This window comes from Luteibacter jiangsuensis (assembly GCF_011742555.1).
In the GTDB taxonomy this organism is placed as follows: domain Bacteria; phylum Pseudomonadota; class Gammaproteobacteria; order Xanthomonadales; family Rhodanobacteraceae; genus Luteibacter; species Luteibacter jiangsuensis.
Map to the genome: position 1 here is coordinate 98,788 of NZ_JAAQQR010000006.1, position 16,801 is coordinate 115,588.

The following is a 16,801-nucleotide window of genomic DNA, read 5'->3' on the forward strand; positions in this document are numbered from 1 at the left end:
AAGTGCCTCGAATGCAGATCAATTCGGACACAGCGCGATCGAGCGGGAACGCTGATCTATCGCAAGAACGGAAGAAGACAGCGCGTGCGCGCCAATGAGAATCTCAGGAAAGCGTTCCGAGACCTTGGCGTCCACGTCGAACCAACGCATAGCGCCTGCTTTCACCGGGCCCGGCACGACGCCTTTGGATGTCTCGATCTTGCCGTTGGTAAGCTGGCCCGATGCCGCCTTTTCCAACGATGAACCCGACACCTCGGGCCACAGGCGCGCCGGAACTACCATGGCGACGTTGGCGCCGGAATCGAGGTTGGCTTCGAAGGACTTGTCGCCAATGGTTATCGGCACCCGAAATGCGCGCTCGTACGGCAGGACACCCTTGTCGTTGCGGGAAAGGCCACTGGACTTGCTGAAAGAAAGTTTCCTGGCGCCATAGTCGATGACGAGCAATCCATCGGCGAAGAACGCCCTCCCGAGAATGCCATCGAAGGCCGCCTCGCCGCTCACATGCTTGCGGTAGTCGCGGGTGATAAGGCTCAGGTCCTTGCGCTCGATCGATCCGACGGACAAGGACTCGACAGCCGTCGTCTCGACCTCGGCGGTGGCCACCCCGTCCGACGTTGCGGCCGTGCCGCTGGATTCCAGGCCTAGCTTCGGAAGAAGACTCGCATCGAGCCGGCCGACGCCACTTGCACCCGTATCCACGGCAAACCGGAAGGGACCTTTACCGTTGACCTTCGCCTGGACGTAGATGCGACCGTCAACCACCGAGAAGGGAACGGCAATTGCGCGGGCATCCGGTGCGCGTACCACGGAGCAAGCGTCCTTTCCCCGCACGGGGGCGCTGGCGAAGGCGGTCATCGCCAGGCAAGCCACCAAGGTCATGGGCCATGAGCTCGTCATTTCATCGTTCTCCCCCGGTTGAAGGTCGAACGTAACCCACCTCGGCGGTACCTTCGACCCAACGGATGGCAGGAACGCACCGAGGCGTAACAATGCGCGTAACCCATGGCGAGCGCGATGCAGTCATGATCGGTCCCCATTCGGGTGGACGATCAGCTTGACCACAAAAGGGGCGAGTTAGCAGCTTCCAGTTCGAGCGCGAGATTCAGGATGGCTGCCGTGTAGCCAGCCCGGGGGGATCCGCCTGGCGGTCCCAGATACTCGAACAGCGCCGCTGCCGCAGCAGCGATCCCAGCGAAGCCCAACGCATCTGCGCGTGTCGCCACGGCACCGGCACGGAATCGTGCCTCTTCGAAATCCTGCCCAAGCGCCGCGTCGGTGGCCGCTGCGGCCTCACGCGTGACGCCGTCAAGACAGTTGTCCACGCAATCCATCATCGCTCTCATCCCGTGGATGTTAACGCCCCCGCGGGCGGTCGCCTACCGCATCCAAAGCACTGGAAATTTCGTATGACAGATGGGTTCTCCGTTCCTGCACATGGGGTTGCCGCCAATGTCGGATCTTGAAAGCAATAGCTCGCACCTCGATCACATTTTCCCGCCGGATGACGTAGTCACGGGCGCGCTCGATCAGGTTGAACGTGCGGTCTGCGGCGGCGAGTTCGCCGCGGCCTCCACGGGACTTGTCATCGTGGCCGGCCTGGCCATGGCCCTGAACAACCTTCCGGCCGCAGGCAAGGCATATCGCCTCAAGTATCTTCTGGAGGCGTGGCCGGATCGCAAGGCCGATATCGATTACCTCCTCGCGGAGTTGAGGCTCGATCTTGGGTCACGGGTGAAGCCCGTGCCCTTTCCGGGTTCATAGCACTTTCGGGAGCAACAGACATACGCAGCGCATGCGCATGTCACAGACGCCCTCGCTCAATCGTCTAGGTGACGTACGCCTGGCACCGTGCCGGGCGCCAACGTCCCCACCGAGGAGTCTCTTCATGAATCGCGCAAACTGGTTTACTGCTTCCCCCGAAGGCGCCAAGGCCATCGGGGCGCTGCATCACTTCGTGACGACGGGAACGGCGCTGCCGCCCAAGCTGATTCACCTGGTGTTCCTGCGCGTGTCGCAGATCAACGGATGCGCACACTGCATCGATATCCACACCCGCGATCTCATCAAGGCCGGCATGTCGATCGATACCGTGGTACTAGTGCCGGTGTGGCATGAGGCGGCTTATCTCTTTTCGGACCAGGAGCGCGCTGCCCTGGCCTGGGCCGAGGAGGTCACGCGCGTCAGTGAAACGCATGCCTCCGACGAGGCGTACGCAGCGGCCGCTGCGGCTTTCACGGAGAAGGACCTCGTCGACCTCACGCTGACCATCGCGGCCATGAATGCCATCAACCGCATGGGCATCAGCTTCCGTTTGAAGCCTCGCGCCAAGCCCGACGCCTGACGGATGCGTGCGTGACGTCCACGCACTACACAACACACCAGCTCACCGTCCGATGCCGGCTTCCCAATAAAAAGGCCGCCTGCGGTAGCAGGCGGCACTGGGGAAACACGCGATGACCCTCACGGGACATTTCTAGTTATGGGCGAAGCGTCGCTTAGAAGTCGTACGTCGCCGTCAGGCGGGCGTAGCGCGGGTTCTGGAAGTACTGACCGAGACCGTAGTTGTTGAGCACGGTCTGCGGCAGCGCTTCATACGTCGCGTAGCTGTTGAGCGGCTTACGCTCGTTGGTGACATTGAAGACCGACAGGCCGAAGGCGAGCTTGCCTTCGAAGTACGACGGACGGTAGGTCACCGCGAGGTCGAGCTGGCGGTACCAGGGATTGCGCTTGTCGCCCGGGTGCGACGGCATACCGTTGCAGTTGTGGTACGACGAGCCGTAACCGATCGGATCCGGATCCGCCTCGCCGTCCTCGAAGCCCAGGCACGACTTCGGCGCGCCGGAGGCAAGACGGAGGTTACCCGAGACCAGCCATTCGTCCGTGATCTGGTAGGCACCGTAAGCCTTGATCTGGTGCGTACGGTCATTGGCCAGGAGACCATTGGCATAACGCATCAGCTCGGCGGAATCCCAATCCTGCGTCTTCGAGATGTCCGTCTGGCCGATATCCGACTTCGTCTGGCCTTCCGTGTTGCCGTAGGAACGCGAGAACGTGTAGTCGAGGCGCCCCTGCCACTTGCCGTCGAACGGATGTTCCAGGTAGAGGTCCAGCGCGTAATAGGAACGCTTGGCCTTCTGTGTGAAGCCCCAGTCTTCCTGGTTCATCTTCACGTCGGTGCGGCCGGAGCCATCGACGTTGGCCAGGCTGAACGTATTGGTGTCGCCCGGATTGAAGATGACGCAGTTCGGGATGACCACGGAATCCGGGTCGAGACCCTCGCGGGTCATCTTGTCGGCGATCTTGCCCGTATCGCAGACGTCGTCGATCGCCGTACGCAGCTTGCGTACCGTGACCTTGGCGCCGGTGACCCAGTCGGAACCCAGGGTCTTGTCGAAGCCCAGGATCGCTTCATCCTGGTACTGGGACTTCAGGTCGCGCGCCGCGACCGACTGGGCGTCGATCGGCTGGCCAAACTCGCCGTCCGGCGACACGAGGCCACCCAGCTGGGTAAGACCGGTCGGGCGGCCATTCTGGTCGATACCGGTGTAGTTGAAATACTCGTACGTATAGGTCGACGACGAAGCACCACGCACTGCGACGTTGTTCGGCAACGCCAGGTAATAGCGGCCGAGGTTGCCGTAGATCTTCAGCGATGAGTCGCCGAACACATCCCACGACGCACCGAGGCGGGGTGCCCACTGTGCCTGGTTGTTGACGTACGGCTTGTTCTTGTCGTTGAAGTTCTTGAAGCCGTCGTTACGCAAGCCGATGCTCAACAGAACCTTGTCGTTGACCTGCCAGCGATCCTCGAGGTACTGCGCGCGCTGGTCGAGCGACATGTTCGTCACGCTCGAGAAGACTACACGGCGCACGTAATAGCCGTCGCCGCCCGGCGCACCGATACCCTGCCCCACACTGATGGGAGTGCCCGGATTGGCGGAGTGGAAGTAACGCCAGTAATACCCCGGGCCGCTCGTCAACGTACCTTCGTCGATACCCTTGTAATGCATGTTGTCGATACCACCGGCGAGGTGGTGATCGCCCAGCTGCCATTCGAGGTCGAGGCGGAGACCGTGGGTACGGCTACCCGCGCGCGGATCCTGGGTGGTCTGCGACGAGTTCAGGTTCGTGATGGGGGTGCCGCCGTTGAGCGCGGGATTCTGCAGCGCCGGGTTGTAGATGTACGGCTGCTGGTCGATGTCCGGTGTCGGGTTTTGCAGGTAATCGTCCGTCCACCCCTTCGCATAGGTCGCCGTGAGCGTGACGTCATCGGTGATGTAGGACGTGTACTTGGCGATCGCATACTTCGACGTGATCTTCGATGTATCCGCATCCGCGCCGGTACGACCCGTGCTGGTACGGGTATCGTAATCGTAGCCGGTGTAGTAGCCGCGCTGCTCGTCGGTCGAGTGGATCCCCGTCAACTCGAGGATGTTGCTGTCGTTGATGTTCCAGTCGATCTTCGCGTAGATCTTCGGCAGGTTGTACGTATAGTGGTTGTTCGCGACCGGGTTGGCCTCGACATTCGAGGTGCTGGTGCCTTCCGACTTTTCGGCCTCGGCCGCGACGAAGAAGAACAGCTTGTCCTTGATGAGCGGACCGCCGACGTAGGCGCTGTAGGTCTGCGTCCACTTGGTATTGTCTTCACCGTTGCGGTAGATGGCGCCTACCTTGCTGGTGTCCTGGTAGCCGTAGCCGGCCGGCAGAGGACGGCTGCCGTAATAGACGCTGCCCGGATTGGACGCGGCGAACTTCGGCTCCCAGAGAATCTGCGCTCCGAAATGCCACTCGTTGGTACCGCGCTTGCCGACCTGCGAAATCACGCCACCGTCGGAACGGCCGTACTTGGCCGAATAGCCGCCGGTATAGACTTCCTGCTGGTCGATCGCACCGTACGGCAGGCCGACGCCGCCGAGGGCCTTGTAAGGATCGGTCGTGTTGTAGCCGTTGATGTAGTACGCATTCTCCGAGGCACCGGAACCACCGAACGACACCGTGCGGAAGCGGCCATTGCCGAGCGTGCTCTGGCCGGCGACGGCGCCTGGGGCGAGCAGCGCGATGGCTTCCGCGTTACGACCCAACGGCAAACGAGCCAGTGTCTGGGCAGACACGACGGTGCGCGAATCGACCGTCGAGGTATCGATGGGAGGCAAGGTATTGGCGGAGACGGTGACGGATTCCAGCGACTGCGCATTCGCTGCAGTCGCGGCGCTCGCAAACGAGACGTCCGAGGCGCCACCCACCTTGATCTGGATGTTCTTGCGCGAATCCACCACCGCACCGTCGCGTTTCAGGCTGACGGTGTAATTGCCCAGCGGCAGGTTGCCGACACGGTAACGGCCATCCGCATCGACCGGCACATCGCGCGTAAAACCGCTGTCGCTCGTCACGGTGACGGATTCGCCCGCCGCGGCCGGCGCCTGACCGAAGATGGAACCCGTTGTTGCCTGCGCAAAAACCGTGCAGGTAGCCCCCATGCCCAGTGCCAGCGCGACAGCCAGCACCGACGGCCGCACGATCGTGCGCCGCTCGCTTCTAAAGAATTCCATGCTCTCCCCCAAAGGAAAGTGATTCGAAATGAAAAAGTTGGGTTACACCCGCGTTTCAGGCGATACCGTCAGTGCGACGCAACTGCTTCCCCAAGCAACGATGTCTCATCGCGCCGAACAGAGGTATCGGTTAACCAAGCAAACTATTCGGACGTCCAAATCGTTTGCGGGCCGAGGGCGAGACTAGGCGTCCATATGATGACAAGTCAATAGATTTCAGAAGTAATTTTTAACGTCGGCAATAACTTGCGAAATCGCATGGTGGGCGATCACACACGACGCAAAATCCTACGCGCATTGCGCAAGTCGGCGCGGGTGCCCTGGCGACAGGCCGGGCGCACCATGCTCTTTGCGCTGCGCCAGGAGCTACCGCGGATCGCGCGGCTCTCGTACGTGGTCGAAAAACCGGCAGCCGTCGGTGCGGTCACGCCACGCACCCCGGAAATACGCGATGAACCGAGAGTAAGGGCTGCGACCCGTCAGAGTTCCCGCACCACGCGAAATCCTACGCGCGCATTGCGCAAGTCCGCCGATGCGCCTTGCCGATACGCCGAGCGCACCATGTTCGGTGCGCTGCCCCAGGAACCGCCGCGGATCACGCGGCGCGCGCAACCCGGGTTCACCCAGGCCTCGGCGGTGCGCGGCGCGCGCACGTAGTTGTCGTGCCAGCAGTCGGCCACCCATTCGGACACGTTGCCGCCCATGTCGTACAGGCCGAACGGATTGGGTGCGAAGCTCATGACCGGTGCCGGACCCCAGTAGCCGTCCTTGTAACCGGTGAACGCGTTGCTCCAGCGGCGGCCCGAGCCGGAACGGTCGTTGCCGCCCGTGAGGTTTTCCACACGGGACGTGGGATTGCCGTCGCCCCACCAGTAGCGCGTGGTGCTGCCGGCGCGCAGGGCGTATTCGAATTCCGCCTCGCTGGGCAGGCGATAGGTTTTGCCGCTGCGTTTGGACAGCCAGTCGGCGTAGGCCTTGGCGTCGTTCCAGGAGACGTTGATGACCGGCAGGCGATCCTGCCCCGGCTTGCCCGCGTAGTCGTCCTGCCAGGTGGCGGAGGCGTCGTCGCGCAGGCCGCCGCTCTGCTCGTCGTAGACGCTGCCGCCGCCGAGACTCTGCGACTGTGGCACATAGCCCGACGACCTGACGAAGTCGCGGAACTGGCCGATGGTGACGGCGCTGCGCGCCATGGCGAAGCCCTTGCTTACCTGCACTTCGTGCGCCGGCGCCTCGTTGGCGTCGTGGCCGTTCTCGCTTTCAGGCGAGCCCATGGTGAAGGTGCCCGTCGGCACGACGACCATCGCGGGCGCCTGGCCCGCGGTGTCCAGGAAGCGGTCGGCGAACACCTGCCCCGGTTTGTAGCTCGCATACAGGCGTGCGTTGGTCATCCGCTCGTTGAAGTCGTCGATGCCGGCGAGGTCGGGGCTGATCTGCTGCGCCTTGGCGGCAAGCTGTGCGGCAAGATCGATGTTGCCGGCATCCAGCGCCGAGCGCGCCTGGGCAAGCATGGTGGTGGCGTTCTGCCGCCGCATGCCCTCGATGCGCCCCCGCGTGTCCTGCAGCGCCTGCGATTCGGGCAGGATCGTCGCCGCTTCCGCCAGTGCGGCGTCCGCGGCGGCGAAATCGTTCTGCGCGACGGCGGCCAGAGCCTTGTCGAGCACGGAGCGCTGCACGGTGTTGATACCCTGCTCCGCCACCGCGTTTTCCGGATCCAGCTCAAGCACCGTGCGGTAGGTATCGAGGGCGCTGTCGCCCCGCGGTTGCGTGGTTTTTCCTGCCTGCAGCTGTGCCGCGGCCTGACCCAGCAGCGGCCGTACCTTGTCGAGCACCTCGAGCTTCTGCTGCAACGGCGCGGCGACGGGTGCCGACGACGGCAGGGCCTTCAGCGCCGCCAGGGATTCCCTGGCGGCGTCGGCGTCCCCGAGCGCGATGTCCTGCTCGATACCGGCGGCCAGCCGCGCACGCACCTCGTCCATGCCGGCAAGGGCCCGGTGACTGTCCGCCTGCTGCTTGAGCGCGCTGGCGAAGAGCGCCGCGGCGCTGTCCTTGCCCCCCACGAGCCGGTCGGCCGCCAGCGCCTTGTCGCCCCGGTCGAGCAAGGCGGCCAGTTCGGGCGAGTCGGGCGTCTTCTGCGCGGGCAACTGGATATCGGTGCTCTTCTCGCGATGCCGCGCGGCGATCACGGCGGCGGGCGCCAACATGATGGGCGGACCTGCATCGATCTCGGATGCGACGGACGGGGGCGCCGCCTGCGGACGCTGGTCGAAGCCCATGACCGCCGGCTGACCACGCAGGGCGGAGCGTGGCGTGTTCTGCGTGCGCTGCACATGCAGCGCCTGCGGGAAGAAGTGATAAAACAGCGCGAACGCGAGCACGGCGACACCGAGCGCCCCACCTATGGCGCGCTGTCGGCGGACGGTCTCGGTATTCGGCATGGTGGGCGGTTCCGTGCTGGCCTGCTATCGTGCGCTGCCACCTTAGGGAATCGCGCGCGGCAGGGCAACACGAGGCGTCGACGCGGCCCGGAATTTCGAGGAATCCGCATGACATCGAGCGACGTCGCCCCCGACGCCCCCTGGATCGAACGCCGCGAGGCACTGGACGCCTGGCTGGCCCCGATAGGGCCGCACGCCATCGTCGGCCTCGACACGGAATTCATGCGACGGAACACGTTCTACCCGCAGCTGGCCCTGCTCCAGCTCGCCCACGACGAACGCTATGCGCTCATCGACCCGCTCGCCGTTCCCCTGCGCGAAGCGCTGGAGCCCGTGTTCGCCGCGCAACCCGTGGTCACCGTGATGCACAGCGCCGGCGAGGACCTGGAAGCCCTGGCGCCCAACCTGCCGGACGGCCCGCACACCTTGTTCGACACGCAGATCGCAGCCGCCTTCGTGGGCATGGGCCTGGGCATCAGTTATCGGGCGCTGGTCGCGGAGCTGGTCGGCGCGGAGCTCGACAAGGGCGAAACACGCAGCGACTGGCTGCAGCGCCCGCTCACGGACTCGCAGAAGCTCTACGCCACGCTGGACGTGGTTCACCTTCACCCCGTGCACGCGATCCTGGCCGAACGGCTGGCGGAGCGCGGCCGCACGGCATGGCACGCGGAAGACTGCGCCCGCATGAAGCGCCGCGCCAGCCATCGCGAGGGCGACCCGCAGCCGCAACGCGGCTTCAAGGCGGCCAGCGAATGGCCGCGCGAGAAGCAGGCCCTGCTCCGCCGCGTGCTGCGCTGGCGCGAGGTCACGGCCCGCGAACTCGACAAACCACGGTCGTGGCTGCTCGAAGACGTGCAGGCGCTGGATCTCGTGGGTAATGTGCCCGATGCGCCGGCCAGGTTCGACGAGCGCACCCGCGGCACGCGGGCCCTGCGCTCGGCTCAGCGCCAGGAACTGTTCGAACTGCTCCGCCGCCCGCTGGACGCCGAAGAAATAGAGGCAACGGCACCGGTCGTCGGGCACCCCGTGGGCGACGCCAAGCGTGCCATCAACGAAATGCGCAGCGCGGTGGACACCCTGGCCGTGCAACTCGACATCCCGCCCGGCCTGCTCTGCGCACGCCGCTCGATGGAAGAGTACGTGATGACGGGCACGTGGCCGGAAGCCCTCGAAGGCTGGCGCCGCGGCGTGCTTCACGAGCGGCTTGCGCCGCTGTTGCCGGGCTGAAGCATCCCCGCCCACGGGCGGGCGGGAATTCGCTTCCGGGGCCGCCGGACCGTCGACGAAGACGACCCGACGGCCAATCCGCCGGCTAGTGCTCGAAATCGATCACGACGCGCCCCTGGATGTCGCCCTTGTGCATGCGCGCAAAGATGTCGTTGATGTTTTCGAGCCTGTCGGTCGAGATCGTGGCCTTCACCTTGCCCTCGCCCGCAAAGTTCAACGCTTCCTGCAGGTCGAGCCGCGTGCCGACGATCGATCCGCGCACCGTCACGCCGTTCAGCACCGTGTCGAAGATCGGCAGCGGGAAATCGCCCGGCGGCAAACCGTTCAGCGACACCGTGCCCCCGCGGCCCACCATGCCCATCGCCTGCTCGAAGGCCTTGGGCGATACCGCGGTGACCAACACGCCCTTGGCACCGCCCACGTGCTTCTTCACGAACGCCATCGGGTCTTCGTTGCGCGCGTTCACCGCGAGCGACGCGCCGAGCGACCTGGCGAGCTCGAGCTTCCGGTCGTCGACATCCACCGCAATGACGTTTCGGCCCATGGCCTTCGCGTACTGGACGGCAAGGTGCCCCAACCCGCCGATGCCGGAGATGACCACCCAGTCACCGGGTTTGGTGTCCGTCACCTTGAGTCCTTTGTAGACCGTGACGCCAGCGCACAGGATCGGCGCGATGTCGATGAACGACACGTTGTCGGGCAGGTGTCCCACGTAGTTGGGGTCGGCGACCACGTATTCGGCGAAGCTGCCGTTGACCGAGTAACCGGTGTTGTGCTGCTGCTCGCAGAGGGTTTCCCAGCCGCCCAGGCAATGGACGCAATGGCCGCAGGCGTCGTAGAGCCACGGCACACCCACGCGGTCGCCTTCCTTGACGTGCGTGACGCCGGCACCGACCGCGACCACATGGCCCACACCCTCATGGCCGGGGATGAAGGGCGGATTGGGCTTCACCGGCCAGTCGCCTTCCGCGGCGTGCAGGTCGGTATGGCAAACGCCCGTGGCGGCGATCTTCACGAGGATCTGCCCCGTGCCGGGCCGTGGCACGACCACCTCTTCCATTACGAGCGGCTTTCCGAATTCGCGGACGACCGCGGCTTTCATCGTTCTGTCCATGGCTTGTTCCTCGCTTTAGAAGTGCGCGTCGATATCGACGACGTCGATCAGCTTGTGGTTGACGAACTCTTTCAGCCCCAGGCCGAGAAGTTCGCGGCCATAACCGGAGCGGCGGACGCCGCCGAACGGCAAATCGGCTTCCACTTTCGTCGGGTGGTTGACGAACACCATGCCGGTGGAAATGCGCTTCGCCACTTCCACGCCGTGCTTCGTGTCGGACGTGAAGACGGAGCCGCCCAGGCCGAACGGCGAATCGTTGGCGATGCGCACTGCATCCTCTTCGTCCTTCGCGCGGAACAGCATGGACACCGGGCCAAAGAACTCCCAATAACGTGCCGGATTGTCTTCGCCGACGTCGGTCAGGATGGTCGGCTGCACGAAGGCGCCCTGGCTCGGCACGGGCGGACCGACCTCTTCCGCTTTCGCGCCCAGTTCGACCGCCTTGCGGATCTGTTCCTTGATGTCGTCGGCCGCCTTCTGCGACGACAGCGGAGCAAGCGTGGTCTTCGGATCGGACGGGTCGCCGGCCACCAGCTTCGCCACCCCCTTGCGATAGGCGTCGAGGAAGGCGTCGTAGACCTTGTCGACGACGATCATGCGCTTGGAAGAAACGCATACCTGGCCGCCATTCCAGTGGCGACCGAACACCGCCCAGTCGATCGTCTTGGGCATATCCGCATCGGCCAGGACGACGAAGGCGTCGGCGCCGCCCAGTTCCATCGTCGACTTCTTCAGCGCCTTGCCGGCCTCGGAGGCGACCACGGCACCGGCGGCTTCCGAGCCCGTCAGCGCCACCCCGTGGACACGGGGATCGTTGATGATCAGGTTGATCTGCTCACGGGTGGCATAGAGGTTCTTGAACGCACCGTCCGGAAGGCCCGCTTCGGCCATCAGCTTCTCGAACGCGGCCGCGCTTTGCGGAACGTTCGACGCATGCTTGAGGATCAGCGTGTTGCCCGCCGAAAGCTGCGGCGCCAGGATGCGTGCGATCTGGTAATACGGGAAGTTCCAGGGTTCGATCGCCAGCAGAACGCCCAGCGGTTCGTGCACGAGCATCGCATCCCCTTCCGCGGGGTCGAGCACGGGCAGCTTCTCCGGCTTCAGCAGTTCCTCCGCGTGCTGCACGTAGTACTCGAAGATCTTCGCGGACAGTTCCACTTCGGCCTTCGCCTCGGCAACGAGCTTGCCCATTTCCAGCGTCAGCAGTTTCGCGAAGGCGTCGCTGTCGCGGCGCAGGATGTTCGCGGCATTCTGCAGGATGCGCCCGCGCTCGGCGAACGACGTGTCCCGCCACTTTTGGAACGCCGCATCCGCCTTGTCCAGAGCGGTGCGGACTTCGGTGTCCGTTGCATCGGGAAATGTCGCAATGGTTTCGCCGGTATACGGATTGGTGGTTGCATAGGCCATCTGACTTTGTCCTTTGTGAGTAGGGAGCTGCGATCTCGAGAGCGGTCAGGCCGCCAGATCCTTCACTGCCTGAACCATTTGCGTCAGCACGGCCTGGGCATCGCCGTAAACCATGCTGCAGTTGTCTTCGAAGAAAAGGAGGTTCTCGACGCCCGAGTAGCCCTTGCCCTGGCCGCGCTTGACGACATAGACCTGATGGGCTTTGTCGGCATCGAGGATCGGCATGCCATAGATCGGCGACGATGTGTCGGTACGTGCGGCCGGATTCACGACATCGTTGGCGCCGATGACCAGCGCGACGTCGGTCGCGGGGAACTCGGCGTTGATATCTTCCATGTCGAAGATGATGTCGTACGGCACGCCGGCTTCGGCAAGCAGCACGTTCATGTGGCCGGGCATGCGACCCGCCACCGGATGGATCGCGAACTTCACGGTTACGCCCGCGGCCTGCAACAGCTTCACGAACTCGTAGAGCTTCTGCTGCGCCTGAGCCACGGCAAGGCCATAGCCGGGAATGATGATGACGGACGACGCATACCGCATGGCGACGGCGGCATCGCTGGCATCGGCGCTCTTCATCTCCCCGTGCGCTTCGCTGCCACCGTGGGCGGCGCCATCGCCGAAGTTGGAGAACAGCACATTGGCGAGCGAGCGGTTCATCGCCTTCGCCATCAGCAGGGTCAGCAGCGTGCCCGCCGAACCCACCACCATGCCCGCGATCATCAGCGCCGGATTCTGCAGCGCGAAGCCTTCGAGGCCCACGGCCAGACCGGTGAACGCGTTGTACAGCGAGATCACCACCGGCATGTCGGCGCCGCCGATGGGCAAGGTCATCATGACACCGAACGCCAGGGCGCCAGCGAAGAACAGGATCGCCAACAGTGCGAAATGCGGGCTGCCTGAAGACACAACGAGCGCGATGCCCAAGAGGACCGTGGCAAGAAACAGCGTGCCGTTGACGATGCGCTGCCCTGCGAAGCGCCACGGGTTCTGTATCTTGCCGTCCAGTTTGGCCCAGGCGATCACAGAACCCGTCAACGAGATGGCGCCGATCAATGCGCCGGCAGCGGTCGTCGCCATGCCCAGCGCCGTAGGCTCGGCCCGGGCCGATAGTTCCACCGCTGCCACGGCAGCAGCCGCGCCACCGCCCATGCCGTTATAGAGCGCCACCATCTGCGGCATGGCGGTCATGCCGACCTTGCGCCCGCGCAGGAATGCCCAGCCCCCACCCACGCACAACGCGACGACGGCGAGCATTACATTCACGACTCGGTTCGGCGCAACGTCGGCAGGCAGGTCGAACACCACCAGGAAACTGGCCGCCACGGCAACCACCATGCCGATGCCCGCCACGACGATGCCCGATAGCGCGGTCACCGGCGACGACATGCGTTTGAGACCGAAGATGAATAGGCACGCGGCGACCAGGCCGCTAAGCCCAACGATGTGCTGAATCAGCATGTTCAGTTCTTCCCTTTGCCGCTGGACTTGAACATGGCGAGCATGCGATCGGTCACGACGTAGCCGCCGCCTGCATTGGCGGCACCGAGCGCGACACCGATGAAACCCACGGTCTGGGCGAAAGGCGTCGTCGCGTTGAGGAGCGCGTGGAGCGCGCCGACCACGACGATGCCGTGGATGAAGTTCGACCCGGACATGAGTGGCGTGTGGAGGATCGAAGGCACGCGGCTGATCACTTCGTAACCCGTGAAGGCAGCCAGCATGAAAATGTAGAGCGCGATAAGCCAGGTCATTGTGGTATCCATGGTCATTTCGCCGTCTCCACGCAGGATGGTTCGATGTTTTCCACGGCCTTCCTGACTCCTTCGTCGCGTATCTCTCCGCTGTGCGTGAGGACGGTTCCCGCGATCACCTCGTCGTCGAAGTCGAGAGCGATCGCGCCATCCTTCACGAACAGCGTGACCAGGTTGAGGACATTCTTCGCATAGAGTTCGCTCGCATGCTGTGCGAGCGCCGAGGGCACGTTGAGCGGGCCCAGGATCGTCACGTGGCCCACTGTCACCGTTTCACCCGGCCGCGTGCCCTCGCAGTTGCCGCCGCTTTCGGCACCGAGGTCGACGATGACCGCGCCCGGCTTCATCGCCGCGATCTGCTCCGCCGAGATGAGGATGGGTGCACGCCGACCCGGCACCGCTGCCGTGGTGACGATCATGTCGGCCTGCGCGATATGCCGCGAAACGACCTCGCGCACCTTCGCCTGTTCTTCCGCCGTCAGTTCGCGGGCGTAGCCGCCTTCGCCGCGGGCATCGATGCCGGTATCGACAAACTTCGCGCCAAGCGACTGGGCCTGTTCGGCCGTTTCGGGTCGCACGTCGTAGCCTTCGGTGATGGCGCCGAGCCGGTGCGCGGTGGCCAGCGCGGAGAGACCGGCCACGCCCAGCCCCATTACCAGGACGGTGGCGGCACGGAGCGAACCCACGGCGGTCGTCATCATCGGGAGGATGCGCGGCATGTGCACGGCACCCAGCAGCGGCGCGTAGTAACCCGCAAGCGCGGCCTGACTCGACAAGGCATCCATCGCTTGCGCCCGGCTGATGCGCGGAATGCGCTCCATGGCGAAGGCCGTTATCTTGCCGTCGCGCAATGCGGCGACAAGGGCTGGGTTCTGGGCGCCATAGAGGAACGAGATCAGCACCGCTCCCGGCTTCATGGCCTTGATCGCCTCGACGGACGGAGGCTGCACGGCCAGGACGATATCGGCCTTCGCCATCAGCGCCGGTGCCGTATCCGCCAAGGCCACGCCTTGATAGGCCTGATCGAGGAACGTCGCACGCAAACCCGCATCGCGCTCCAATGTCACCGATGCGCCCAGCCGGGCAAGGCGCGCAGCGACCGCCGGGACCGTGGCAACGCGTCTCTCTCCGGGCCCGGTTTCCCTGAGCACCGCTATCTCGATCGCCATTCACTGCTCCACATGGTTGGCCCACCCTGCCGGCGTGCCTGCATAAGAGAACGTAGGCGTCTTCGGCCCTGGCCGAATTGACACAGATCATGTGCAACCGAATATCGGTTGTTATCGTGCGTTCCAACCTGCCAAACCGCGAGGAATTGCGAGCCATGCATTACAGCAGTGGGAACTACGAGGCCTTCGTTCGCCCCCGCAAGCCGCTAGGTGCCGATAAGAAAACAGCCTGGTTCTTGGGTTCGGGCCTTGCCGGGCTGGCCGGAGCCGCCTTCCTGATCCGCGATGGCGGTGTCGCCGGAGAGCGCATCACCATTCTCGAAGAGCTCGCTTTGCCGGGCGGTGCGCTCGACGGTCTCGACGTGCCGGACAAGGGCTTCGTCATCCGCGGTGGCCGCGAGATGGAAGAACACTTCGAGTGCCTGTGGGATCTTTATCGCTCGATTCCGTCACTGGAAATCGAGGATGCGAGCGTTCTGGACGAGTTCTATCGCGTCAACAAGGACGATCCGAACGTTTCGCTCCAGCGTGTCACGCAGAATCGAGGGCAGGATGTGCCGGATAAGGCACTCCTGACCTTGAGCGACAAGGCGCAGAGGGAACTGGTCGAAGTCTTCCTCGCCACTCGCGAGGAAATGGAAAACAAGCGGATCGACGAGGTGTTCGGCGAAGCGTTCCTGAAGAGCAACTTCTGGCTCTACTGGCGCACCATGTTCGCGTTCGAGGAATGGCATTCGGCGCTCGAGATGAAGCTGTACCTGCATCGCTTCATTCACCACATCGGCTCCCTTGCCGACTTCTCGTCGCTTAAGTTCAACCGCTACAACCAGTACGAATCGATGGTCCTGCCGCTGGTGAAGTGGCTGGAAGAACGAGGCGTACGGTTCCGCTACGGGATCACGGTGACGGATGTGGATTTCGTCATCCAGGGCGACACCAAACAGGCCACGCGCATTCACTGGATCGAGAACGGCGTCGAAGGCGGCGTGGATTTAGGACCCGACGATCTTGCCTTCATCACGATCGGCTCGCTGACCGAAAATTCGGACGACGGCGATCACCACACGCCGGCAAGACTGAAGGACGGACCGGCTCCCGCCTGGGACCTGTGGCGCCGCATCGCGGCCAAGGACCCTGCCTTTGGCCGCCCGGATGTGTTCGGGGGCGACATCCCGAAAACCAAATGGGCGTCGGCGACCATCACGACGCTGGACGCACGCATTCCCCGATACATCGAACGGATCGCAAAGCGCGACCCGTTCAGCGGCAAGGTCGTGACGGCCGGCATCGTCACCGTCAAGGACTCGAGCTGGCTGATGAGCTGGACGGTGAGTCGCCAGCCCCATTTCAGGAAGCAGCCGAAAGACCAGATCGTCGGCTGGCTCTATGCTCTGTTCGTGGACCGGCCGGGCGATTACGTGAAAAAGCCGATGCAGGACTGCACGGGCGAGGAAATCACGCAGGAATGGCTCTATCACCTCGGCGTACCGGTCGAGGACATTCCGGAACTCGCCGCCACCGGGGCGCGAACTGTACCGGTGATGATGCCGTACATCACCGCCTTCTTCATGCCGCGCCAGGCGGGCGACCGGCCGGACGTGGTGCCGAAGGGGGCGGTGAACTTCGCCTTCATTGGGCAGTTCGCGGAATCCAGGCAGCGCGACTGCATCTTCACGACGGAGTATTCGGTGCGCACGCCCATGGAAGCTGTCTACACGCTGCTCGACGTCGAACGCGGCGTACCCGAGGTCTTCAACTCGACCTACGACATCCGCACCCTGCTCGCCGCGATCGGCCCGTTGCGGGACGGCAAGCCGATCGACTTTCCTGGCCCCGAGTTCCTGCGCAAACACCTGTTGAAGAAGCTGGAAGCCACGGAGGTCGGGGAGCTGCTGAAGGCCTTCCACCTGATCCCGGAGCCATGACCCGCGGACCGCGCGGCGGCGCCCCGGAGGATGTTGGCAGTCGCCAGGATCGCTGATATAGTTCGCGCTTCGTGGGGCGGTAGCTCAGCTGGGAGAGCGTCGCGTTCGCAATGCGAAGGTCGGGAGTTCGATCCTCCTCCGCTCCACCAAAATCAAGCACGTACAGAAGGGCCGAGGACGCAAACTCTCGGCCTTTTTGCTTTCCGTGTCCTCGATTT

Annotated in this window: 13 protein-coding genes and 1 tRNA gene; 5 read left to right on the forward strand and 9 right to left on the reverse strand. The window is 64.1% G+C overall.

The features are described 5' to 3' along the window. Nucleotides 1-18: 18 nt before the first annotated feature. Together HBF26_RS13885 and HBF26_RS13890 are read right to left on the reverse strand one after the other, a co-directional pair. The gene (locus tag HBF26_RS13885; protein WP_205287652.1) at nucleotides 19-882 is read right to left on the reverse strand and encodes an aspartyl protease family protein; all 864 of its coding nucleotides are present in this window, start codon (nucleotides 880-882) and stop codon (nucleotides 19-21) included. A gap of 170 nt (nucleotides 883-1,052) precedes the next feature. After that, complete coding sequence (locus HBF26_RS13890) at nucleotides 1,053-1,337, reverse strand: hypothetical protein (protein WP_167127623.1); 285 nt, start codon at nucleotides 1,335-1,337, stop codon at nucleotides 1,053-1,055. A gap of 79 nt (nucleotides 1,338-1,416) precedes the next feature. Here HBF26_RS13890 and HBF26_RS13895 point away from each other — a divergent pair, with 79 nt between their 5' ends. Both HBF26_RS13895 and HBF26_RS13900 read left to right on the forward strand, forming a co-directional pair. Beyond that, a complete protein-coding gene (locus HBF26_RS13895; protein WP_167127625.1) occupies nucleotides 1,417-1,764 on the forward strand; it encodes a hypothetical protein in 348 nt (115 codons plus the stop codon). A 124-nt stretch (nucleotides 1,765-1,888) separates the two neighbouring features. Then, complete coding sequence (locus HBF26_RS13900) at nucleotides 1,889-2,344, forward strand: carboxymuconolactone decarboxylase family protein (RefSeq protein WP_167127628.1); 456 nt, start codon at nucleotides 1,889-1,891, stop codon at nucleotides 2,342-2,344. Nucleotides 2,345-2,498: 154 nt separating this feature from the next. On the opposite strand, the gene HBF26_RS13905 is transcribed toward HBF26_RS13900, so the two are convergent. Both HBF26_RS13905 and HBF26_RS13910 read right to left on the reverse strand, forming a co-directional pair. Further along, complete coding sequence (locus HBF26_RS13905) at nucleotides 2,499-5,552, reverse strand: TonB-dependent receptor (RefSeq protein ID WP_240151359.1); 3,054 nt, start codon at nucleotides 5,550-5,552, stop codon at nucleotides 2,499-2,501. Nucleotides 5,553-6,031: 479 nt separating this feature from the next. Further along, nucleotides 6,032-7,987 (reverse strand): formylglycine-generating enzyme family protein, encoded by a 1,956-nt coding sequence (locus tag HBF26_RS13910; RefSeq protein ID WP_167127631.1) that lies wholly within the window; start codon nucleotides 7,985-7,987, stop codon nucleotides 6,032-6,034. Between the two features lie 108 nt (nucleotides 7,988-8,095). Between HBF26_RS13910 and HBF26_RS13915 the strand changes: the two genes are divergently transcribed. Next, nucleotides 8,096-9,214 carry a ribonuclease D gene (locus HBF26_RS13915; RefSeq protein WP_167127634.1) on the forward strand — a complete coding sequence of 373 codons (1,119 nt, stop codon included), beginning with the start codon at nucleotides 8,096-8,098 and terminating at the stop codon, nucleotides 9,212-9,214. A gap of 85 nt (nucleotides 9,215-9,299) precedes the next feature. On the opposite strand, the gene adhP is transcribed toward HBF26_RS13915, so the two are convergent. From adhP to HBF26_RS13940, 5 genes are read right to left on the reverse strand one after another with little or no spacing between them, the layout of a single operon-like run. Further along, nucleotides 9,300-10,328, reverse strand: coding sequence for an alcohol dehydrogenase AdhP (adhP, locus tag HBF26_RS13920; protein WP_167127637.1), 1,029 nt, complete (start codon nucleotides 10,326-10,328; stop codon nucleotides 9,300-9,302). Nucleotides 10,329-10,343: 15 nt separating this feature from the next. Beyond that, the gene (locus tag HBF26_RS13925; RefSeq protein ID WP_167127640.1) at nucleotides 10,344-11,735 is read right to left on the reverse strand and encodes an NAD-dependent succinate-semialdehyde dehydrogenase; all 1,392 of its coding nucleotides are present in this window, start codon (nucleotides 11,733-11,735) and stop codon (nucleotides 10,344-10,346) included. A 45-nt stretch (nucleotides 11,736-11,780) separates the two neighbouring features. Beyond that, on the reverse strand, nucleotides 11,781-13,196 hold the full coding sequence (locus HBF26_RS13930; RefSeq protein WP_167127643.1) for an NAD(P)(+) transhydrogenase (Re/Si-specific) subunit beta: 1,416 nt from the start codon (nucleotides 13,194-13,196) through the stop codon (nucleotides 11,781-11,783). A 2-nt stretch (nucleotides 13,197-13,198) separates the two neighbouring features. Then, a complete protein-coding gene (locus tag HBF26_RS13935) occupies nucleotides 13,199-13,489 on the reverse strand; it encodes an NAD(P) transhydrogenase subunit alpha part 2 (protein WP_425482998.1) in 291 nt (96 codons plus the stop codon). 14 nt (nucleotides 13,490-13,503) lie between these two features. Continuing rightward, entirely contained in the window at nucleotides 13,504-14,658 is a 1,155-nt protein-coding gene (locus HBF26_RS13940; protein WP_167127649.1) for an NAD(P) transhydrogenase subunit alpha, read from the reverse strand. Nucleotides 14,659-14,813: 155 nt separating this feature from the next. On the opposite strand from HBF26_RS13940, the gene HBF26_RS13945 reads away from it, so the two are divergent. Both HBF26_RS13945 and HBF26_RS13950 read left to right on the forward strand, forming a co-directional pair. Then, the gene (locus tag HBF26_RS13945; RefSeq protein WP_167127652.1) at nucleotides 14,814-16,583 is read left to right on the forward strand and encodes an oleate hydratase; all 1,770 of its coding nucleotides are present in this window, start codon (nucleotides 14,814-14,816) and stop codon (nucleotides 16,581-16,583) included. 73 nt (nucleotides 16,584-16,656) lie between these two features. Next, nucleotides 16,657-16,732, forward strand: a tRNA-Ala gene (locus tag HBF26_RS13950). Nucleotides 16,733-16,801 lie beyond the last annotated feature (69 nt).